This is a genomic window from Corynebacterium sp. HMSC056F09, assembly GCF_001815785.1.
In the GTDB taxonomy this organism is placed as follows: domain Bacteria; phylum Actinomycetota; class Actinomycetes; order Mycobacteriales; family Mycobacteriaceae; genus Corynebacterium; species Corynebacterium hiratae.
The window spans coordinates 18,358-39,840 of record NZ_KV821895.1 but is presented as its reverse complement, the minus strand read 5'-3'; the positions used below and the strand labels follow the sequence as shown (position 1 = coordinate 39,840).

Sequence of the window (21,483 nt, the reverse complement as noted above, 5' to 3'; positions counted from 1 at the left end):
GCGCTAGAGCGCAACCATGGCGAGGAGCACCACCGCTGCCAGCGCAAGCAGGAATCCCAGGCGACGCAGAATCTTCATCTGCTCCTCGCGCCCCACGCGCGCCATGAGTGCGGCGCCGAGGACAGAGCCCACGGTGTTGTACAGAAGATCATCAATGTCGCTAAAGCCCAGGGCAAAGATGTACTGGGCGCTTTCTATGCACAGGCTAACCACGAGGCCGATGAGCATCGCCCCGCCCAAGCCCCAGCGGATCCTGGCACGGTTGCGCCCGGCCACGTAAATCGCCGCTCCCAGCGGCATGAAGAGAGCAATATTCCCCAGGAGATCGGTCCACCCGCCGTACCACACGGAGGCGTTCTCAAAACCGCCAAAGAGCTGCAGGTTGACCCTTCGCACCGCGTGCGCGGAACCATCCACCACGCCGGGGATGTCCATGAAGGGCTTGCCCACCGTCGCCAACACCACGACCACTAGGGACAGGGCCGCGACAAGGAGGGAATCACGAAGCAGGTGGCGATACGGATCCGGCGCGGGCCGCAGCCGATTGCGCGAGCGTTGAGCTTCTATCCCAGTCATGCGCCTCACCCTAGTGGTTTTCGCTGGCAATCGGCTGAAGCAGAAGCCAGAAAACACTGCTTCACATCCTCTGTACGATAGTGTCCATGAACACACTGATTGTCACTCGCACGGATTCCGGAGTAACGCACTCATTCCAAGAGCAGCCCCTGCTCGGGGAAGGTGACACGGTCGTGGATGTGCAGTTTTCCTCCCTCAATTACAAAGACGCCATGGCCTTGGAGGGCGATAAAGGTGTCATGCGCATCGATCCGCTCGTCCCCGGCATCGATGTGGTGGGCACCGTGGCGGAGACTTCTGATTCTCGCCTGGACCCCGGCCAGCTTGTCGTCTCCTGCGGCGATGGCCTGGGCGAGTTCCGCCATGGCGGCTATACCACCCGCCAGCGCGTCAACGGTGAAGCCACCATCCCTGTACCCCAGCGTTTCAGCGCGCACGATGCCGCCGCAATTGGTACGGCCGGATACACCGCCGCTATCTGCGTGAACCAGCTGCGCACGCACGGCACGACGAAGGGCCATATCCTCGTCACCGGGGCCACCGGCGGCGTGGGATCCATCGCGGTCCAGCTGCTCAAGTCTTCCGGCTACGAGGTTACCGCCGTCACCGGCCGCGTGGAATCCCAGTCGGAGTACCTCACCTCACTCGGCGCGGATCACGTGCTCGACCGCACAGCGTTGTCTGAGACCGGCCGCCCGCTGCAGAAGGCGCTGTACGACGGCGCCATTGACACCGCCGGTTCCACCGTCTTGGCCAACGTGCTGGCGCAGGTGCGCTGGGGCGGCGTGGTGGCGGCCACCGGTATGGCGGCTGGTCCGGATCTTCCTGCCTCGGTGCTGCCGTTCATCCTGCGCGGCATCGTGCTGGCCGGCGGTAACTCCGTCGATGCACCCCGCGAGGTGCGTGAGGCCGCCTGGCAGCTTCTCGACGAACACCTCGACCTCAACATGCTGAACTCTATTACTGAAACGGTGCCGCTGGCCGATGTCGCCACTGCCGCTCAAGAGCTGCGCGCCGGCTCCCGCCATGGGCGCACGGTCGTCGAGATATAGGCAGGGCAGGTGTGAGCGGGCAGCCTTATACTGCCCGGCCCCTTTAGTGGTGCACGCGGTGCGATAGCGATTCGTCGTCGGTGCCGGGGGCATTACCCAGCTCGCCGGTGAATTCATCGTCGCTGCGCGCCAACCAGATGGAGGACACCACCAGTCCGCCCCAGATGACGACGACGAAGAGGATAAAGAGCAGGATTGCGCTTGTAGTCATTGTTATTCTCCTTTCCTTATAGCCGCTACTTGTCGTCCGTGTTCGGTGCGGCGGCGTTGCCTGCGGCAAGTGGGTTCGGAGTACCGGCCGGGCGGCCGCCCACTGGGACGCCGTAATCAGACGTCTCGATGCCGTCCAGGTACTTGTTTCCGCGGAAGTCCACCAGCGGCATGATGAAGCTGGCGAGCAGAATGACGCCCAGCACGGTCCAGCCATAAAGACCAATCTGGGTGGAGGAGTAGCCCTCATAACCTTCGCGGACAATCGTGGTGATCTCGTTGACCAGGAAGTAGACGAGCAGCAGCGGGGTCGCGACGAAAGTCAGGAACTGCCAGAAGCCACCCACCTTGAACTGCGACACGGCGTTGATGTGCTGCTGGATCTCGCGGCGGCGGCCGGTCACCCAGCCGACGACTACGAGGGCGCAGATGGCGCCGAAGACGATGCCCAAGTTGTTGGTGAACTTATCCATGATGTCCAGAGTGACCAGGCCCGAGGAGGTGGCGAACAGGAAGCAGGACAGTACTCCCATCGCGCTGCCAACGCTGATGGCAGAAACGCGGCGGGAAATGTTGAACTTATCTGCCACGGCGGAGACAACGACCTCCATGATGGAGATCAGCGAGGTCACACCGGCCAGGAACAGGGAGCCAAAGAAGAGGACACCGAACAGCCAGCCGAGCGGCATGAGGTTAATGATCGTCGGGAAAGCGATGAAGGCCAGACCGATACCAGACTCAGCCACCTCATCGACAGACACGCCCTGCTGGGCGGCCATGTAGCCCAGAGTGGCGAAGACGCCGATGCCGGCGAGAACCTCGAAGGAGGAGTTCGCAAAGGCAGTAACCAGGCCCGTGTTGGTGAGGTTGGTGCGCGGCTTGAGGTAGGACGCGTAGGTGATCATGATGCCGAAACCGATGGACAGGGAGAAGAAGATCTGTCCGTAGGCGGCGATCCACACCGACGGGTTGCTCAGCACGGACCAGTCCGGAGTGAAGAAGGCGTTGAGGCCCTCGGCGGCGCCGTCGAGGAAGAAGGCGCGGATCACCAGAATGATGAACATGACGGCCAGGACCGGCAGGAAGATGGAGGTCAGCTTGCCGATGCCCTTGTTGATGCTCGTGGCCAGCGTAGCGATGCAGACAACCCATACGAGGATCATGACGCCCAGAATGGCGGGGACGACGTGGCCCGAGTAGGTTGCCTCTGGGTCCGCCTGGAGGAAGTCAACCATGAAATAGTCCGCGGGAGCTTCTCCCCACGCCTGGTTCACGGACTTGATGGTGTAGAGCGCCGCCCACGCAATGATGGCAGCGTAGTAGATGGCAATGAAGAAGTTCACGCCGACTTTGAACCAGCCGATTCCTTCCCAGCGGCTGCTGATACGGCGAAATGCCAGCGGTGCAGAACCGCGGAAGCGGTGACCAATGGCGAGGTCGAACCACAGGATGGGAATACCGGCGGTCAGCAAGGCCACCATGTACGGGATGAGGAAGGCACCGCCACCGTTTTCATAGGCAACGTAGGGGAAGCGCCAGATATTACCCAGGCCGACGGCGGAGCCGATGGCGGCCATGAGGAAGACGAAGCGCGTATTAAAAGTATCGCGTGTAGAGCGAGTCTTATGCGGGGTTGTTGTGGTCATGAGAGAACTTTCTTCTTGAGCAAATATCGCGCACCGCAAGACCGTAGGAATTGTTTATACGGACCGCGTACGGCGAGTATTAGCGAGAAGCTTAGTCTAACTGCCAACCTATAGGTACCGTTTTGAATATTTATTTCTGAAGCTTTACCTCTGCCTTAACCCCATGGCCAGAGGCCTAAAACCGCCACTGCCCCTCAACACTCTGCTCCCCGTCCGAAACATTGGGTCCCGGAAAGTAGCTGAGCGATGAAGGGCAAAGAGTGAGCGAAGAAGATGGTGAAACTAGACGTGCAAATCGCGATCCTGAATCCCCTTGGGAACGGCGAGCACACCAATGAGGGACACGACCGAAATCGCGATGCCGTAGGCGGCGATGGCCATCGAGGTCTCGTACCGCGTGTACAGCATCTCTGCAATCATCGGGGCAAAGGCACCACCGATGATGGAGCCGAAGGCGTAGCCGATGGACACGCCCGACAGGCGCACCCGCACCGGGAACATCTCCGCGTACATCGCTGACTGCGGGCCATAGGTCGCACCCAGGATGACACCTAGGAGGAACACGGCCACGCCGAAGAACATGACGTTGCCCGAGTCAACCGCCCAGAACACCGGGGTGATATACAGCGCCAAGACGATGTAGCCGCCAATGAACGTCGTGCGCCGCCCCACCCGGTCAGACAGGTGGCCGAAGTACAGCGTGCCGATAAACCAACCAATCGACGCGATCAGGGCTACCCCAAGGGCCTGGGGGCGGGTATAGCCCACAACCTTCGTGCCATAGGCGGTGAAGTAGGCGATGACGAAGTAGCCAATCGCGTTGTTGGCGGCGAAGATAACTGCGCACTTGATGACGGTTCCGAGGTGGCCCTTGAACAGGACCGCGAGCGGTGCGGTGGACTTTTCCTTCAGCTCTTCCATCTCCGCGAAGGCCGGGGACTCTTCTACCGCCCGGCGGATCAGGTAGCCCAAGAGAATGAGCACGACTGAGGACAGGAACGGGATACGCCAGCCCCAGGCGAGGAACTGCTCCGGAGTCAGGACGGCGGAGAGCACCAGCATAAAGATGGTGGCCAGGAACATGCCGAGGGGTACTCCTACCTGCGGGAACGCACCAAAAAGTCCGCGCTTGCCGTGCGGGGCGTGCTCAACGGCCAGCATCGCCGCACCGCCCCATTCACCGCCGGCGGAGAGGCCCTGAAGGATACGTAAGAGCACCAGCAGGATAGGTGCTGCCATGCCGATGGAGGCGTAGGTAGGCAGCACACCCATCAGCATGGTGGCCAAGCCCATGCCAACCAGCGTGACGACAAGAACCGGCTTGCGTCCGAGCCGGTCACCCAAGTGGCCGGCCAGAATGGCCCCGAGGGGACGGAAAAGGAAGGAGATACCCAGCGACGCCCAGGCAATGATCTGAGCGAGCGAGGCGCTTTCGTTGGAGACCGGATCGAAATACTGGGTAGCGAAGATCAGGCCGGCGGCCTGAGCGTAGATGAAGAAGTCGAACCACTCAATAGTGGTGCCGACCATCGAACCGGCGAGCACGCGCTTGTGCTCTGTGGTGATTCCCGGCCCTTGGGCAGGCTGTTGGGTGACTGGTGCAGACATAGTGGGAGTCTTTTCTCTATGGGTGCAGAAGCACGGTGGATACAGTTAAAGCCAGTGAACGAAAGGGACAATGGTGAGGCGGGGCGTGCCAAAGAAGCCGAGAACGCGGCAGCGTTTTACTGATCGCGGTTGTCGACGATCCTCTTGGCCTTGCCCTCACCGCAATCGACGTGGTCAGTGATCTCGACGCCAACAGTGACGCCGATGCGCTCCTTGATCTGTTTCTTCAGCCACGCGGCGGAGGCATCGATCTGATCAGGAGTAGCCTCCGAGGAGTGCTCAACCACCAGGGTGAGGTGGTCCATGCGGCCACGCTTGCTCAGCACGCACTGGTAGCGCGGGCGAAGCACGCGGTCCTCAGTGATGATCTCCTCGAACTGCGACGGGAAGCAGTTCACGCCACGCAGGATGATCATGTCATCGTTACGAGCGGAGATACGGTCGATGCGACGCATCGAACGCGCAGTGCCCGGGAGCAGGCGGGTGATGTCGTGGGTGCGGTAACGAATGATCGGGAAGGCCTCCTTGGTGAGGGAGGAGATGACCAACTCGCCGTACTCGCCGTCTGGAACCGGCTGCATGGTCTCCGGATCGATGATCTCTGGGTAGAAGTGGTCCTCCCAGACGGTCAGGCCATCCTTGGCCTCGACACATTCTTGGGCCACGCCAGGGCCCATTACCTCGGAGAGGCCGTAGATATCGGTGGCCGTAATGCCGAAGCCTTCTTCGAGTTCGCGGCGCATTCCCTCGCTCCACGGCTCGGCGCCAAAGACGCCGGCGCGCAGGGAGGATTCGCGCGGATCCAGGCCTTCCTTGCGCATGCGGTCAAGGAGGTTGAGCACGTAAGACGGCGTACCCAGAATTGCGTCCGGCTGGAAGTCCTGCATGATCTGGATCTGGCGCTCCGTCTGACCACCGGAGGTCGGAATCGCCGTGGCTCCTAGGGCCTCAACGCCATAGTGAGCGCCCAGGCCGCCGGTAAAGAGGCCATAGCCGAACGTAATCTGAACCTTATCGCTCTTGCGCAGGCCGCCTGCCCGCAGCGAACGGGCTACGAGCTCGGCCCAAATACGCACGTCATTCTCGGTGTATCCCACGACGGTCGGGCGACCCGTGGTGCCGGAAGAAGCGTGGATGCGGGAGATTTGGTTCTGGCCAACAGCAAACATCCCGAAGGGGTACTCCGCGCGAAGGGTTTCCTTGTCGGTGAACGGGAACAGCGCAAAGTCCGCGAGTTCCTTGAAGTCATCCGGGTGAACGCCCTTCTCATCGAACGCACGGCGGTAGTGCGGGACGTTGTAGTACGCGTGGCGAAGCTCGTTCTTCGCGCGCGCGGTCTGCAGCGCAATGATTTCATCGCGGGAGGCGTACTCAATGCCCATCTGGGGGCCGTGGTGGTCAGAGAAGATATCAAACGTTGCGGTCACGTCATTTGCCTTTCATTTCGAGGAGAGGGGAAATACCACACCCTTTAAGCTCCCTCGAAAGTGCTGCAAGAAGTTGGTTAGCTGGGACAACGCACAAAAGTACGTTAATTACTTACCGTTCGGTTGGGTAAGTCTTGTGACGTACACTACAGGCCGTTGTCGTGATAGACAACACAATTAGTCCAAGTTTTTGAAGCGCAACACATCATCGCAGGCCACGACGGTTTCACCGACAAAAGAAGCCCCCACCCCCATATGGAGCCCCAACGGCGGAGCGAAACGCTCGCCCCCGACTAGCTGATCAACTACTTGCCCATCGCGACTAGCCCGTCGCTTGCGGAGCTAGGCCGCCAAACACAACACTCTCAAAAGCACTGGCCAGCTCCTCGGCACCAAGTCGACCCTCCGGCTCGTACCAATCAGACGTCGAGTTAATCATTCCGAAAATCATGCGGGTCAACAGCGGAGCCTCAATATCGGAGCGAATAGCACCCTCCTCCTGAGCAGCCTCCACCAGCGGAACCACGGAACGCGTCAGCGTACGGCGGCGCTCCAACGCGCTCCGCTCCACCTCGGAGTTTCCACGCAAACGGAGCAAGAGCGCGACAGACTTCGGGTCGGAGCACAGCACCTCAATCGAGCCACGCAACAGCCCGCGCACCCTCTCCCCCGCCGACACATCGGCCGCGGCCATCTCTTCCGCAACCGCTTCCAAACGGCTCAGTGCCTGCACTACCGTGAGCTCCAAAATCTCTTCTTTGGAAGAGATGTGGTGATAGAGCGCGGACTTAGAAATCCCCAATTCGCTCGCCACATTATCCATCGACGTGGCGTCGTAGCCGCGGGCTGTAAAAGCACGGACAGCTGCACGAATGACATCTTCACGGGAGTAGCCGGGGCGGCCACGTGCCGCGCCCTGGACAGTGGATTTCTCATTCTTCACGCAGTCCATTCAAGCAGAGAGCCCCGAGCACCGTTAGACTAGTGAGCCACCACACCCCTTTTCGCTCCCTCGGCAGCACTGCGGAAACCCCTTACCTCAAGGAGGAATTCCCATGAGCACCGAGCACCCCATCCTCGCCCCCGGCGTCGCCGAAAGCCCCGAGTTCACCCACGTGCGCACCATGTTCGACGATGACCGTGCCACCGCGGAGATTGGCGCGAAGATTACCGCGCTAGACGTCGGCAAGTGCGAAGGCCACTTCACCGTCCGCCCGGAGATGTGCAATGGACATGGCACGGCACAGGGTGGCTATTTATACATGTTTGCCGATTCCATCTTCGCCGGCGTTTGCAACTCCGGTGGCGACTTGGCCGTGGCCGCGCACAACTCGATTCACTACATCGCCCCCGCCTTCGAAGGGGATGTCGTTGACGGGGTTGGGGTGACCCGCCAAGCCTGGGGCCGCAACGGCGTTGTCGACGTCACCCTCAGCATCAAGGGTAAGCCCATCGCCGAATTCCGCGGCACATACCGCGTGCTGCCCGCCAAGCCCCAGAACCGCAACAAGTAGGGCGCAGCTCACAAACTTGGTTGACATAGCTCACACATGCCCCATATACTGACCAACCAGTCAGTAAGTATCACCGAGCCGACACTGAGCAGAGAGGGAACGATTCCTCCCATGACCCCATCAGAGAAAACACTCGCCGCCGTCCCGGCCGCGGATGAAGCACAAGCACAGCAGCGCTTCGACGAGCTCATCGCCGAAGACTCCCGCATCGAGCCCACCGACTGGATGCCGGCTGCCTACCGCAAGACCTTGACGCGTCAGATTTCCCAGCACGCGCACTCCGAAATCATCGGCATGCAGCCGGAGGCCAACTGGATCAGCCGCGCGCCTTCGCTCAAGCGCAAGGCCATCCTCATGGCCAAGGTGCAGGATGAGGCCGGCCACGGCCTCTACCTCTACTCCGCTGCGGAGACCTTGGGCACCTCGCGCGACGAACTGGTGCATCAGCTTCTCGACGGCACCGCCAAATACTCCTCCATCTTCAACTACCCGGCGCGCACGTGGGCCGACATCGGAGCCATCGGCTGGTTGGTGGATGGCGCCGCCATCTGCAACCAGGTCCCGCTCTGCCGTGCTTCCTACGCACCCTATGGCCGCGCCATGGTGCGCATCTGTAAGGAAGAGTCCTTCCACCAGCGCCAAGGTTGGGAGATCCTCTACGAGCTGTCCCACGGAACGCCCGAGCAGAAGCAGATGGCGCAGGAAGCCATCAACCGTTTCTACGGACCCGCACTCCAGATGTTCGGCCCGCCGGATGATGACTCCCCCAACTCCAAGCAGTCCATGGCGTGGAACATCAAGCGCTTCTCCAACGACGAACTGCGCCAGCGCTTCGTGGACATGATTGTCCCGCAGGCCGAAGCCCTTGGCCTGCACTTCGAGGACCCGGACCTGAAATGGAACGAAGAGCGCGGCCACTACGACTTCGGCGAGCTCGACTGGTCCGAGTTCAAGGCCGTCATCAAGGGCGAAGGCCCCTGCAACGTGCAGAGGATGCAGCGACGTCGCCAAGCGCATGCCGACGGCGCGTGGGTCCGTGAGGCTGCCGCAGCCTACGCCGAGAAGCACCACTCGGCTGATACCTCGCTCATCGCTTAACCCCTAAGCACACTGCTCAACCAGCTTCGAGACTTTAAGGAAGATTCCATGTCTAGCTCCACCTGGCCCATGTGGGAGGTCTTCGTACGCTCCTCCCGCGGCCTTTCCCACGTTCACGCCGGCTCGCTCCATGCACCGGATGCCACCATGGCCCTGCGCAATGCCCGCGATCTCTACACCCGCCGCAACGAGGGAACCTCCGTCTGGGTCGTGCCCAGCGAGGCCATTGCCTCCTCCGACCCGGACTCCAAGGGCGGATTCTTCGAATCCCCCCAGGGCAAGAGCTACCGCCACGCCACGTACTACGACAAGTCGGAAGGAGTGCCGCACCTGTGACCGGATTTGCAGCCGCCGATTCTGCGACCAAGCAATCGCAGGGCAACGGCATCACCGCAGAAGACATCGCCGCCTCCGGCGCAGTGGCCCCCGAGGACACGGCTCGCTATGCGCTCATGCTGGGCGATGACGCCCTCATCCTGGCCCAGCGCCTGGGCTGGTGGATTTCCCGCGCGCCGGAGATGGAAGAGGACATCGCACTGGGCAACATCGCCCTCGATCTCATCGGGCACGCCCGCTTCCTACTGACCTACGCCGGTACCGCATGGGGCAAGACCGAGGATGACTTGGCTTACTTCCGTAACGAGGAGGAGTTCCGCTCCGCGCGCTTGGTCGAGCAGGAGAACGGCGACTTCGGCTACACCATCGCCCGCCAGCTGCTCTTCTCCTACTACCAGTACGGGCTCTACACGGCCTTGCTGGAGTCGCAGGATGAAACCATTGCGGCGATCGCGGCGAAGGCCATCAAGGAAGTCGAGTACCACGTCGACCACGCCAACCAGTGGATTCTTCGTCTGGGCCAAGGCACCGAGGAGTCCCACCGCCGAATCACGGAGGGCCTGATGTACATGTGGCCCTACCTTGACGAGCTCTTCGAGGATCTCCCGCTTCACGAGAAGCTGGCGGCAGAAGGCATCGCAGTTCTGCCCTCGAGCCTGCGCGCGCAGTTCGATGAGCGCATCGCCTACGTCCTAGACAAGGCAGGTCTGGCCATCCCGGACGTCAAGCAAGCCCGCTCCGGGCAGCGCACCGGGCGTTTCTCCGAGCACCGCGGTTTCATCCTCGCGGAGATGCAGTCCTTGGCGCGCCAACACCCCGGCGCGACCTGGTAAAGACAAGGAAAGGACCAAGGTTTCATCGTGTCCATCACAGATAAATCCCACCCGCTGCGCCCCACGCAGCCTGACGACGCCCACGTGTGGGACGTCGCCGCCGAGGTGCCCGATCCGGAGATCCCCGTGATTTCCATCGCCGACCTTGGAATTCTTCGGGACGCTCGCCTGGATGGCGATACCGCGGTGGCCACGATTACCCCCACCTACTCCGGCTGCCCCGCCATGGAACACATCACGGCGGACATCACCACAGCGCTGACCGATGCCGGTTACGCGAAGGTGCGCGTCGACCTCGTTCTCCACCCGGCGTGGACCACCGACTGGATGACGGAGACCGGCCGGCAAAACCTCAAGGACTACGGCATTGCCCCGCCCAGCGGAAAAACCCGGGCCACGCCGGAAGGTCCTATCCCGCTCACACTCGAACCGCCGCCGGCCATCGAATGCCCCCACTGTGGCTCCCGCCGCACACGTAAGCTTGCCCAATTCGGTTCCACCTCCTGCAAAGCTCTCTACAACTGCCAGGATTGCTTGGAGCCCTTCGACTACTTCAAGGTGCACTAATGACCACGACCCCGTCTGCCCCCGCAAAGAAGAAGGCCACGTTCAACACCCTGACCGTGTCCGAGGTGCGCGCCCTGACTTCAGACTCCGTGGAGGTTTCCTTCGCTATCCCTCCGGAGCTCCAGGACGACTATGACTACATCCCCGGCCAGTACGTTGCACTGCGGGCAACCATCGACGGCCAGGAAGTCCGCCGCTCCTATTCCATCTGCGATGTGCCTCGCGACGGCGTGCTGCGCGTCGCCATCAAGCGCGACCGCGGTGGCGTCTTCTCCACGTGGGCCAATGACACCCTGCAGCCCGGCGACACCATGGACGTGATGAACCCGCAGGGCGCGTTCACCTCAAAGACTCACCTGACCGGCCTTAACAACCCCGAGGCCGTGCGCGAAGAACTGGAGAAGCTGGAGAACCCACACCTCGTGGCCATTGCAGCGGGCTCCGGCATCACGCCAATCATGGCCATCGCCCAGACCGTGCTCCACACCTCCCCCGACACCACCTTCGAGCTCATCTTTGCCAACAAGGGCGGCGGCGACGTCATGTTCGCCGAGGAGATTGGTGACCTCAAGGACAAGTTCCCTACGCGCTTTGCCGTGCACCACGTCCTGTCCCGCGAGCAGCGCGTTAACCCGCTGTTCTCCGGGCGCATCGATGCCGAAAAACTCCAGACCCTGCTGGATAACGTCGTGCGCACGGACACTGTCGACGAATGGTTCCTTTGCGGCCCCTTCGAGCTAGTGCAGTTGGTGCGCGATGAGCTGGCTGGCCGCGATGTGGGTGAGAAGGACGTGCGCTACGAGCTGTTTACCACCGGCAAGCCCTCTGGGGATCAGAACCAATCTGGACGCCACGTCGAGGTGGATCCGGAAGGCGATAACGTCACCATCAACTTCCAGCTCGATGGCCTCTCCGGTTCTGTTGAGTCCCCGGTCTCTGCCAACGAGTCTCTGCTCAATGCCGCCCTGCGCGTGCGCTCCGACGTCCCCTTCGCCTGCGCCGGCGGCGTGTGCGGCACCTGCCGCGCCAAGCTGGTCGAGGGCGAGGTCGACATGGCGGAGAACTACGCCCTCGAGGCCGATGAGGTCAAGGCCGGCTACATCCTCACCTGCCAGTCGCGCCCAACCACGCCCACCATCGTTCTCGACTTCGACGCCTAGGAGAAACATCCATGATCGACCTGCACCACGACGCCGAAGCCGGGGTTATCGAGCTCGTACTCAACAACCCGAAGGCCCTCAACTCCCTCGCGGAGGAAGACCTCGCCGAACTCTCCCGCACCCTCGATGAGGCCGCGGCGCTCAAACCCCGCTCGCTCATCCTGCGCGGCGAGGGCAAGGGCTTTTGCGCAGGCCGCAACATCAAGGGGCTCAACCCGCGCGAAGACGACGCCACTGCCTACCTCGCGGACGTTGTCACCCCCGTGCTCACAAAGATCGATAACTTCCCCGCCCCCACCTTCGCCGCCGTGCACGGCCCCTGCCTGGGTGTCGGCCTCGGTCTCGCTTTGGCCTGTGACGTCGTCTACGTCGCCGAAGATGCCAAGTTCGGTTCCCCATTCGCCAACCTAGGCGCCACCCTGGATTCGGGCGGGCACTCCCTCTTCGTCGAACGCCTCGGCACACACCGCGCGATGGACCTCATCATCACCGGCGAACTCATCTCCGGTGCGGAAGCGGTGCGCGCTGGCCTCTTCTCCCGCGCGCTATCAGCAGAGGAGCTGCTGGAGTTTACCCGGGGCGTCGCCAAGCGCGCAGCCCACGGCGCGACCCAGGCTTTCCTCACCAGCCGCACCCTGGTCCAGGACATCCGCGATAACGGCACTGGGCTGTGGGCCAGCGTCGATGCCGAGAACTCCGCCCAAGGCAAACTCTGCGATACCGAGGATTATTACGAGGGCTTTGCAGCTTTCAATGAGAAACGCCCGCCGGTCTTCCACGGACGCTAAAACCTCCAGACCTTCTAGAACGCATACCGCGCAGTTCACACAGCGCAATACACACAGATAGTTAAGGAAAAACATGACCGCTTACCTCGTTTCCGGATTCCGCACCCCCGTGGGCCGCTACGGCGGCGCACTGTCCTCGGTTCGCCCAGATGACCTCATGGCCACCGCCATCAAGAAGACGGTGGAGGAGGCCGGACTCGATCCCTCCGCGGTGGATGAAGTCATCATCGGCAACGCCAACGGCGCCGGCGAGGAGAACCGCAACGTCGCCCGCATGTCCTGGCTGCTCGCCGGGTTCCCGGACACCGTTCCCGGGATGACGGTCAACCGTCTGTGTGCTTCGGGCATGTCCTCGATTGCCCTGGCCACCGCCCTCGTGGAATCCGGCCAGGCGGATATTGTCATCGCCGGTGGCGTCGAATCCATGTCCCGCGCGCCCTGGGTCATGGAGAAGCCAAGCAAGCCTTTTGCCAAGCCAGGCCAGGTTTTTGATACCTCCATTGGCTGGCGTTTTGCCAACCCAAAGTTCGCGGAGCAGGAGAAGATGACCTACTCCATGCCGGAGACCGCCGAGGAGGTGGCCAACGTCTTTGGTATTAGCCGCGAGGATGCGGACGCCTTCGCTGTGCGTTCCCAGGAGCGCGCGCTCGCCGCGATTGAGGCCGGCAAGTTCGCCAGGGAGATCGTGCCCATCGAGGTCACCGACCGCAAGGGCAACGTCACCGTCGTCGATACCGACGAAGGCCCCCGCCCGGGCACCACGATGGAGGTCTTGGCCAAGCTGCGCCCGGTGACCTCCCTGGGTGACGTCACCACGGCGGGCAACGCCTCCTCGCTGAACGACGGCGCCTCCTGCGTCATTGTCGCCTCCGACGAGGCGCTCAAGAAGCACAACCTGACCGCCCGCGCCCGCGTGGTGGCCAACTCCGCGCGCGGTGTGCGCCCGGAAATCATGGGCACGGGCCCCATCCCGGCAACCCGCGACGTGCTCGAGCGCGCCGGCTGGGAGCTGGACAGCGTGGATGCCGTCGAGCTCAACGAAGCTTTCGCATCACAGTCCATCGCCTGCATCCGCGAACTGGGCTTGGATGAGGACAAGGTCAACGCCTGGGGCGGCGCCATCGCGCTGGGCCACCCGTTGGGTTCCTCCGGTTCCCGCATCACGTTGACCCTGCTCAACCGCCTGGAAACGGACGGGCTGCGCCGCGGCATCGCCACCATGTGCGTGGGCGTGGGCCAGGGCACCGCGATTGCGATTGAGAGGGTGTAAATGACTACTGCCATTGAGATTTCAACGCGCGGTGAGAAGGACGAGATAGTCGTCGCCAAGCTCAACCGCCCCGAGGTGCGCAACGCCATCGATGAGCAGATGGTGACGGAGTTCCACGCACTCTGCGCGCAGCTCGAGTCCGAGCCCCGCATCCTCATCATCACCGGCTGCACGGTGGATACCCCGAAGGGCCCGCGCGGCATCTTCGCCTCCGGGGCGGACATCGCACAGCTTCGTGAGCGCCGCCGCGAGGATGCCCTCCGCGGCATCAACTCCGGCATCTTCCACCGCATCGCCTCGCTGCCCGCCCCCGTCATCGCGGCGGTGGATGGCTACGCCCTCGGCGGCGGTCTGGAGCTGGCCTTAGCCGCGGACTTCCGCGTGTCCACTCCTTTTGCCAAGTTTGGGCAGCCCGAAGCCGGCCTGGGTATCGCTGCCGCCGCGGGTGCCACGTGGCGCCTCAAGGAGTGCGTCGGCACGCCCCTGGCGAAAGAAATCCTGCTGGCCGGGCGCATCCTCAACGGCGAGGAGGCGCTGGTCAATCACCTGGTCAGCGAGTTGCACGAGCCGGATGCGCTGGTCGACGGTGCCCTGGCACTAGCCGGGCGCATTGCCAAACAAGACCCGCTGGCCGTGCGTTTGACCAAGCAGCTCATCTCTATGCCTGATGCGGCGCACCCGGCGGTGGACAACATCGCCCAGGCCGTGCTCTTTGAGTCCCCCGCCAAGTTTGAGCGGATGCAGGCCTTCCTGGACCGCAAGAAATAAACCTTCCACCCACAAGGAGAGTCAACTCATGTCCCCAGTACTGCAGGTTCCTGCCAAGGTTGGTGTGCTCGGCGGCGGCCGCATGGGCGCCGGCATTGCTCACGCCTTCCTGGCCGCCGGCGCGTCCGTGACCGTGGTGGATATCAACGATGACGCCGTGGCCGCCGCCCGCGAGCGCGTGCACAAGGCCATCCGCGGCTCCCTCGACCGCGGGGCGGAAGGCACCTTCGAATCCTGGGATGAGCGTCTCAGCTTTTCCACCGCCGCCTCCGCCTTTGCCGGCTTTGACCTCGTGGTTGAGGCAGTTCCGGAGTCGATGGATCTCAAGGTGGCCGCCTTTAAGGATATCGCCGAAGCCGCCCCGCAAGCCGTCGTCGCCACCAATACCTCCTCACTGTCGGTATCCCAGTTGGCAGAGAGCATCCCCAACGACGTCATCGGCCTGCACTTCTTCAATCCGGTCCCGGCCTCCAAGCTGGTGGAGGTGGTCGTCGCCGAGTCCACCCCTGATGCACTCGTGGACACCGCCAAGGGCTGGGTCGAGGGCCTGGGTAAGACCGCGGTGGTGGTCAAGGATGCCCCCGGCTTCGCGTCCTCCCGCCTCGGCGTGGCCATCGCGCTTGAGGCCATCCGCATGGTGGAGGAAGGCGTGGCCTCCCCGCGCGATATCGACAACGCCATGGTGTTGGGCTACAAGTTCCCCATTGGCCCGCTGGAACTGACCGATATCGTGGGTCTGGACGTGCGCCTCGGCATCGCCGAATACCTTGAATCCCAGCTGGGTGAGCGCTTTAGCCCGCCGCAGCTCATGCGCGACATGGTCGCCCGCGGGGAGCTGGGCCGCAAGTCCGGCAAGGGCTTCTACGACTACTCCGAATAAGCCGCACTCCCCCTCCACTATTTCCTAGCGCTCCTACTTCTTGTCCTTCGACGCCACGAGCGCGTTAGTGATGCGCGCCGTACACAGCCTCCTCCCCTCGTCATCTGTAATGATGATCTCGTGGGAGCACAGCGTCTTGCCCAGCTTGATGGCGGTGGCCGTCGCCGTAACCAGGCCGGTGCGCCCGGAGGCGTGGTGTGTCGCATTGATGTCCACGCCCACGGCGACCTTGCCCAGCGTCGAGGCGTGAATTACCGCAGCCCAGCTGCCAACGGCCTCGGCAATACAGGCCATGGCACCGCCGTGGAGCAGACCGAAGGATTGGGTATTGCCCTCGACCGGCATGGTGGCAACCACCCTCTCGGCCGACTCTTCGAGGATTTCGACACCCATCTTCTTGTCCAGCTCACCCAACTGAATCTTCCATACCTCTGCGGCCATGCCGTTCTCCTTACTTGCTCCTAGAAATGTGACGCAGACTATACTAGCCTGTATTTACTGACCAACCGTTCGGAAACTAATGGAAAGGCCAATCTTTTCGCTATGACTGCAGCCCTCGTCCCCAGCTATCTTTCCGGCCAGTGGCTCACCCCGGACAATCCCTCGCGCGTTGCTGACGTGCACGATGCCTCCACCGGTGACGTCGTCGCCAGGGTTAGCGCCGAAGGCCTCGACATCGCTGACGCCATCGACTACGCACGCGGCACCGGGCGCGAGGGACTCCAGAAGCTCACCTTCCACGAGCGCGCCCTCAAGCTCAAGGAGCTGGCGATTTACCTCCAGGATCACCGCGAAGAGCTCTACGAACTGGCCAACAAGGCCGGCGCCAACAAGCGCGATAACTTCGTCGATATCGACGGCGGTATTTCCACCATGTTCACCTTCTCCTCGAAGGGCCGCCGCGAGATGCCTAATTCCACCGTCATGCCGGATGGTGAGGCGGAGGTCTTCTCCAAGGACGGCTCCTTCATTGGCCGCCACATTTACACCTCGATCCCTGGCGTTGCGGTGCAGATCAACGCCTTCAACTTCCCCGTCTGGGGCATGCTGGAGAAGTTCGCCCCGGCCTTCATCGCGGGCGTGCCCTCCATTGTTAAGCCAGCGACACCGACCGGCTACATCACCGCGGCGTGTGTTCGCCTCATGATTGATTCCGGAATCCTGCCGGAGGGCAGCTTGCAGCTCATCTCCGGCTCCGCCCGCGACCTGTTGGATCACCTGGACTATCGCGATCACGTGGCCTTTACTGGCTCTGCTGATACTGCGAATACCCTGCGCGCACACCGCAACGTCATCGAGGGCGGCATCCAGTTCAGCGCGGAGGCGGACTCCCTCAACGCTGCCATTCTGGGCACCGATGTCACCGCGGATTCCCCGGAGTTCGACGCCTTCGTCAAGGCAGTCTTCGGCGAGATGACCTCGAAGGCGGGTCAGAAGTGTACCGCCATCCGCCGCGCCATCGTCCCGCACGCGCTTGTCGACGCCACCATTGACGCCCTCAGCACACGCCTTAGCGACAAGGTGGTCGTGGGCGATCCGCGCGATGCTTCCGCCACCATGGGCCCACTGGTCTCTGCGGATCAGAAAGCTGACGTCGCAGAAGCCGTCGAAAAGCTCAAGGCCGGCGGCGGCGAGATTGTCTACGGCGGCGAGGAGGCCGAGGGCGCGTTCTTCAACCCCACCATCCTGCGCTTTGCCGATAACCGCGCCCCAGCGGTCCACGACACCGAGGCCTTCGGCCCCGTCGTCTCCTTCCTGGGTTACGACTCCCCCGCCGAGGCCATCGAGCTCGCCGCCTTGGGCTCTGGCTCGCTGGTTGCCTCCGTTATTACGCATGACCCGCAGCTGGCACGCGAGTATGCCCTCGGCATCGCCGCCCATCACGGCCGCCTGCACTTCCTCGACCGCGATGATGCGAAGACGTCTACCGGCCACGGCTCTCCCCTCCCGCACCTCGTCCACGGTGGCCCGGGCCGCGCCGGCGGCGGCGAAGAACTGGGTGGTGTGCGCGGCATCCTGCACTACATGCAGCGCACCGCCGTTCAGGGAACCCCGGACCACCTCACCGCCATTACCGGCCAGTGGCACCGCGGCGCGACTGTCCAGCGCGTGACCCGGACGGACGTCGACAGCGGCCAGGGCACCCACCCCTTCCGCAAGGACCTGGCCACGCTGCAGATCGGCGACCAGTTCGCCTCCGACCTACGCCACGTTTCCCTTGAAGAGATCCTCGAGTTCGCAGAGAAAACCGGCGATACCTTCTACGCCCACACCGACGAGGAAGCCGCCACAGCTAACCCCTTCTTCCCACGCCGCGTGGCCCACGGTTACCTGCTGGTTTCCTGGGCAGCGGGACTCTTCGTGGAGCCGGCACCGGGCCCGGTCCTGGCTAACTACGGCCTGGAGAACCTGCGCTTCATCACGCCGGTGACCTACGACGATTCCATCCGCGTGGAGCTGACCGCTAAGCGCATCACCCCGCGCGTCACCGATGACTACGGTGAGGTGTGCTGGGACGCCGTGCTCTACAACCAGGAGGATGAGATCGTAGCGACCTACGACGTCCTCACCCTCGTGGAGAAGGTGAACACCACCTATGCCGAGGGCACAGTCTCGGCATAAAGATGACGTTGTGCGAGCCAAGTCACACATCGAAGGTTGGTTTCTTTTATCATTACTGTCATGAAAGAAACTAACTCAGTCACTGGCTCCATCATCATCGTCGGCAGCGGCCTCGCTGGCATGGTCGCCGGCTACGAGGCCCTCAAGGGCGGCAAGCACGTCATCTTCCTGGAACAGGAGAACCGCAACAACCTCGGCGGCCAGGCCTTCTGGTCCCTCGGCGGTCTGTTTTATGTCGACTCCCCCGAGCAGAAGATGATGCGGGTCAAGGATTCCGAAGAATTGGCCTGGCGCGACTGGGCCAACTCCGCCGACTATGACCCAGTGACCGAGGAAGACCGGCACGATTTTTGGGGCGCGAAATGGGGCCGCGAATACGTACGCTTTGCCGCTAATGAGAAACGCACGTACCTCAAAGGCCTAGGCCTCAACGTCCTACCCACCATCGGCTGGGCCGAGCGCGGTTCGGGCGATGCCTCCGGCCACGGCAACTCCGTCCCGCGTTTCCACCTCACCTGGGGCACGGGCCCGGAGGTCGTGCGCGTCTTCCGCGAGCCGCTCCTTAAAGCAGAAGAACAAGGCCAGGTCGAATTCCATTTCCGCCACCGCGTGGACGAGCTCGTCGTCGAAAACGACGACGCTGGCAGCCCGCGCGTCGTCGGCGTGCGCGGCAGCGTCCTCTCCCCCACCAGCCAGCCACGCGGTGAGGCGAGCTCGAGGGACGTGGTCAAGCACTTTGAGCTTCACGGCTCCGCCGTGGTCATCGCCACCGGTGGCATCGGCGGCAACCTGGAGAAGGTTCGCAAGATGTGGCCCACTGAGCGCTGGGGCGAGTGCCCGGAGGAACTGGTCACGGGCGTTCCCGCGCATGTCGACGGCCGCGGCATCGACATCGCCCAGCAAGCCGGCGCCTCCGTAGTCAACACGGACCGCATGTGGGCCTACACCGAGGGCATGACCAACTGGAATTCCATCTGGCCCGGCCACGGCATCCGCATCATCCCGGGCCCGTCAGCGCTGTGGCTCGACGCCGAAGGCAACCGCCTGCCCACCAACCTCTTCCCCGGCACCGATAACCTGGCGGCCTTGGCCCACATTGGCCAGACCGAGCACGGTTACTCCTGGTTCGTGCTCAACAAGGCCATCGTGGACAAGGAGTTCATCTTCTCCGGCTCTGAGCAAAACCCGGATCTAACGGATAAGGAATTCAAGAAGCTCGCCGGCAAGCTGGGCCCCGGCACACACGTGGCAGTCAAAGCTTTCATGGAGAACGGAATCGACTGGGTCGTGGAAGACAACCTGGAGGATCTTGTCGCCGGAATGAACGAAATCTCTCCGGAGGGCTCCCCCACCATTGATGTAACCCAACTTAGGAAAGTTCTGGAAGATCGCGATTCCCAGCTGGATAATCCCTTCAGCAAGGACGCCCAAGTCAACTATCTCCGCGTGGCCCGCGGCTTCTTAGGCGACAAGCTCATCCGCGTTGCTCCCCCACACCGCATCCTCGATAACTCCAAGGGCCCTCTCATCGCCGTGCGCCTGAAGTTCCTGACCCGCAAGACGCTCGGCGGCCTGGAGACCAACCTGGACGGCCAGTGCCTCAACGCCGACGGTACGGTTCTGCCTGGCCTCTATGCCTGCGGCGAGGCCTCCGGTTTCGGCGGTGGCGGCATGCACGGCAAAAATGCGCTGGAAGGCACCTTCCTGGGCGGGTGCATCCACTCGGGCAAGCGCGTGGGCGAAGCGTTGGCGCGCGGCTAGCACTGTTTTCTAATACTGTCGGGCACTATGAACCTCGCTAGGAACGTCCGCATCGACGTGGAGAATCCCTTCTTCACCACCTCCCGCTTCGTCGCCGCCCCCGCGGAACTCACCGTGGGCGAGATGATGATCATTGTCCACGCCGCGCTCGGCCTTGAGCCCTCTCATCCGGGAATCCTCGTGGGCGAGGAAGGCACGCCGATCGACGTCCTCACCATCATTGACCAGGACTTTTTCGAGACCTTCCGGGAAGTAGCGCACTACCACCCCTCGGACGGCGCATGGAATATCAGCATCAGCGTGGCGGACACCTCGCGCGTCGTCATGGGGCTGCCAGCCCTCATCGCCGGTGAGGGCCCCGATCTGATGAGTGAGCTGGGCAGTGCCGAGGCGATGTTCAAGGTGGTCCTCGATGTCCAGGCGACTATGGCCTACATGGCTGTTCCTACCGAGAGCATGGAGCGCATCTTCGCGCTCTTCCCCAACTACACACTGGACCAAATCCACCAGCGCCTCACCACCTTCTTCCCGCCGGCAGTGGCGCAGCGCCTCGCCACCATGGGCACGGAGGCCGCCAACCTGGAGGGCGGCACCAAGCCCGCACTGCCTGGGGATCTCCCCCTGGATCCTTTCCGCTCCACACCCTTCGAGGACATCCCGGTGCCCTCCTCGGAGATGCTGGAGGAATGGCGCGCGGAAATCCACGAGGCCTACCCGGAGCTGCGCCCCGACTATGAGCTGCCGGCGCTTGACGACGCCACCGCTCACCACGTAGGCCAGCGTATACGCGAATACCTCGAGGTCATCGAGGAATATCCACGCCTGACCGGGGCCGGCTACCTCAAGCAGGCGGCTGTCGCGCGCCTCAAGGAAGGGCTGAATAGCCCCAATGATTTTGATGACGTCAAGCGCGAGGACTACCACCAGCCGCTGTTGAACCTGCGCGGATTCCTCACGGACTTGGATTGGCTCAAGACCACAACGACGCAGATCAAGCTCACCAAATATGGCCGCAAGGCCATGAGCGATCCGCTCTGGGCAACGCAGGTCATCATGAACAACATCCCTTATGCCTACGCCGAACCGGAGGGCATTCCTCAGCTCTCCTTCGAACTAGTCCACCTATTGCGCGGTGAGTGGGAGTTCAATCCGGAATACGACTACACGCACGCCATCACCCGCGACCTGCTGTTCACGCTGGGCATTCTCGAGGATGACTCCACGTTCCCTGACATCACCGATGGGTGCCAAGGCTTCCTCGGCGAAATCATCACCAAGGTGCGCAAGGAGCTGAACCAAGAGCTGGACTAGTTCCAAGTCGCGACCTTGTAGACGCCACTAATGACACTGCTACCTAGTATTGTTCG

Annotated in this window: 21 protein-coding genes; 14 read left to right on the top strand and 7 right to left on the bottom strand. The window is 62.6% G+C overall.

Annotation, left to right across the window (positions count from 1 at the left end; all coding sequences use genetic code 11):
- Positions 1 to 3: 3 nt before the first annotated feature.
- On the bottom strand, positions 4 to 576 hold the full coding sequence (locus HMPREF3056_RS01605; protein ID WP_070510144.1) for a VanZ family protein: 573 nt from the start codon (positions 574 to 576) through the stop codon (positions 4 to 6).
- A gap of 86 nt (positions 577 to 662) precedes the next feature.
- On the opposite strand from HMPREF3056_RS01605, the gene HMPREF3056_RS01600 reads away from it, so the two are divergent.
- Positions 663 to 1,628 carry an MDR family oxidoreductase gene (locus HMPREF3056_RS01600; protein WP_070510141.1) on the top strand — a complete coding sequence of 322 codons (966 nt, stop codon included), beginning with the start codon at positions 663 to 665 and terminating at the stop codon, positions 1,626 to 1,628.
- A gap of 43 nt (positions 1,629 to 1,671) precedes the next feature.
- Here HMPREF3056_RS01600 and metS read toward each other — a convergent pair whose 3' ends face one another.
- The 5 genes from metS to HMPREF3056_RS01575 all read right to left on the bottom strand — a co-directional run bounded on the left by metS (position 1,672) and on the right by HMPREF3056_RS01575 (position 7,462).
- Complete coding sequence (gene metS / locus HMPREF3056_RS01595; protein ID WP_046648774.1) at positions 1,672 to 1,839, bottom strand: methionine/alanine import NSS transporter subunit MetS; 168 nt, start codon at positions 1,837 to 1,839, stop codon at positions 1,672 to 1,674.
- Between the two features lie 25 nt (positions 1,840 to 1,864).
- Positions 1,865 to 3,484, bottom strand: a complete 1,620-nt coding sequence (locus HMPREF3056_RS01590) for a sodium-dependent transporter (RefSeq protein WP_070517287.1) — start codon at positions 3,482 to 3,484, stop codon at positions 1,865 to 1,867.
- Between the two features lie 282 nt (positions 3,485 to 3,766).
- Positions 3,767 to 5,092, bottom strand: a complete 1,326-nt coding sequence (locus HMPREF3056_RS01585) for an MFS transporter (RefSeq protein ID WP_070517291.1) — start codon at positions 5,090 to 5,092, stop codon at positions 3,767 to 3,769.
- Between the two features lie 116 nt (positions 5,093 to 5,208).
- Positions 5,209 to 6,474: an AMP-binding protein gene (locus HMPREF3056_RS01580; protein WP_369816119.1), complete on the bottom strand. Its 1,266-nt coding sequence runs from the start codon at positions 6,472 to 6,474 to the stop codon at positions 5,209 to 5,211.
- Positions 6,475 to 6,841: 367 nt separating this feature from the next.
- Positions 6,842 to 7,462, bottom strand: a complete 621-nt coding sequence (locus HMPREF3056_RS01575; RefSeq protein WP_232745371.1) for a TetR/AcrR family transcriptional regulator — start codon at positions 7,460 to 7,462, stop codon at positions 6,842 to 6,844.
- A gap of 112 nt (positions 7,463 to 7,574) precedes the next feature.
- Between HMPREF3056_RS01575 and HMPREF3056_RS01570 the strand changes: the two genes are divergently transcribed.
- From HMPREF3056_RS01570 to HMPREF3056_RS01525, 10 genes are all read left to right on the top strand, one after another.
- Complete coding sequence (locus HMPREF3056_RS01570) at positions 7,575 to 8,033, top strand: hotdog fold thioesterase (protein WP_070517297.1); 459 nt, start codon at positions 7,575 to 7,577, stop codon at positions 8,031 to 8,033.
- A 111-nt stretch (positions 8,034 to 8,144) separates the two neighbouring features.
- Positions 8,145 to 9,131: a 1,2-phenylacetyl-CoA epoxidase subunit PaaA gene (gene paaA / locus HMPREF3056_RS01565; protein ID WP_070510126.1), complete on the top strand. Its 987-nt coding sequence runs from the start codon at positions 8,145 to 8,147 to the stop codon at positions 9,129 to 9,131.
- Positions 9,132 to 9,179: 48 nt separating this feature from the next.
- Positions 9,180 to 9,467 (top strand): 1,2-phenylacetyl-CoA epoxidase subunit PaaB, encoded by a 288-nt coding sequence (gene paaB / locus HMPREF3056_RS01560; protein ID WP_046648767.1) that lies wholly within the window; start codon positions 9,180 to 9,182, stop codon positions 9,465 to 9,467.
- A complete protein-coding gene (paaC, locus tag HMPREF3056_RS01555; protein WP_070517300.1) occupies positions 9,464 to 10,300 on the top strand; it encodes a 1,2-phenylacetyl-CoA epoxidase subunit PaaC in 837 nt (278 codons plus the stop codon). The genes paaB and paaC overlap by 4 nt, the downstream gene beginning before the upstream one ends.
- Before the next feature lie 27 nt (positions 10,301 to 10,327).
- Entirely contained in the window at positions 10,328 to 10,867 is a 540-nt protein-coding gene (gene paaD, locus HMPREF3056_RS01550) for a 1,2-phenylacetyl-CoA epoxidase subunit PaaD (protein ID WP_070510120.1), read from the top strand.
- Positions 10,867 to 12,027: a 1,2-phenylacetyl-CoA epoxidase subunit PaaE gene (gene paaE / locus HMPREF3056_RS01545; RefSeq protein WP_070681764.1), complete on the top strand. Its 1,161-nt coding sequence runs from the start codon at positions 10,867 to 10,869 to the stop codon at positions 12,025 to 12,027. The genes paaD and paaE overlap by 1 nt, the downstream gene beginning before the upstream one ends.
- 11 nt (positions 12,028 to 12,038) lie before the next feature.
- A complete protein-coding gene (locus HMPREF3056_RS01540; RefSeq protein ID WP_070753983.1) occupies positions 12,039 to 12,815 on the top strand; it encodes an enoyl-CoA hydratase/isomerase family protein in 777 nt (258 codons plus the stop codon).
- Between the two features lie 73 nt (positions 12,816 to 12,888).
- On the top strand, positions 12,889 to 14,085 hold the full coding sequence (locus tag HMPREF3056_RS01535) for a thiolase family protein (protein WP_070681759.1): 1,197 nt from the start codon (positions 12,889 to 12,891) through the stop codon (positions 14,083 to 14,085).
- Positions 14,086 to 14,853: an enoyl-CoA hydratase/isomerase family protein gene (locus HMPREF3056_RS01530; RefSeq protein ID WP_070547055.1), complete on the top strand. Its 768-nt coding sequence runs from the start codon at positions 14,086 to 14,088 to the stop codon at positions 14,851 to 14,853.
- A 28-nt stretch (positions 14,854 to 14,881) separates the two neighbouring features.
- Complete coding sequence (locus HMPREF3056_RS01525; RefSeq protein ID WP_070547058.1) at positions 14,882 to 15,733, top strand: 3-hydroxyacyl-CoA dehydrogenase family protein; 852 nt, start codon at positions 14,882 to 14,884, stop codon at positions 15,731 to 15,733.
- A gap of 33 nt (positions 15,734 to 15,766) precedes the next feature.
- Here HMPREF3056_RS01525 and HMPREF3056_RS01520 read toward each other — a convergent pair whose 3' ends face one another.
- Positions 15,767 to 16,174, bottom strand: coding sequence for a PaaI family thioesterase (locus HMPREF3056_RS01520; protein ID WP_083312739.1), 408 nt, complete (start codon positions 16,172 to 16,174; stop codon positions 15,767 to 15,769).
- 102 nt (positions 16,175 to 16,276) lie between these two features.
- Here HMPREF3056_RS01520 and paaZ point away from each other — a divergent pair, with 102 nt between their 5' ends.
- From paaZ to HMPREF3056_RS01505, 3 genes are read left to right on the top strand one after another with little or no spacing between them, the layout of a single operon-like run.
- A complete protein-coding gene (paaZ, locus tag HMPREF3056_RS01515; protein WP_070681753.1) occupies positions 16,277 to 18,355 on the top strand; it encodes a phenylacetic acid degradation bifunctional protein PaaZ in 2,079 nt (692 codons plus the stop codon).
- A gap of 60 nt (positions 18,356 to 18,415) precedes the next feature.
- Positions 18,416 to 20,116: an FAD-binding dehydrogenase gene (locus tag HMPREF3056_RS01510; RefSeq protein ID WP_070753982.1), complete on the top strand. Its 1,701-nt coding sequence runs from the start codon at positions 18,416 to 18,418 to the stop codon at positions 20,114 to 20,116.
- Positions 20,117 to 20,143: 27 nt separating this feature from the next.
- The gene (locus tag HMPREF3056_RS01505) at positions 20,144 to 21,427 is read left to right on the top strand and encodes a hypothetical protein (protein ID WP_070517321.1); all 1,284 of its coding nucleotides are present in this window, start codon (positions 20,144 to 20,146) and stop codon (positions 21,425 to 21,427) included.
- Positions 21,428 to 21,483 lie beyond the last annotated feature (56 nt).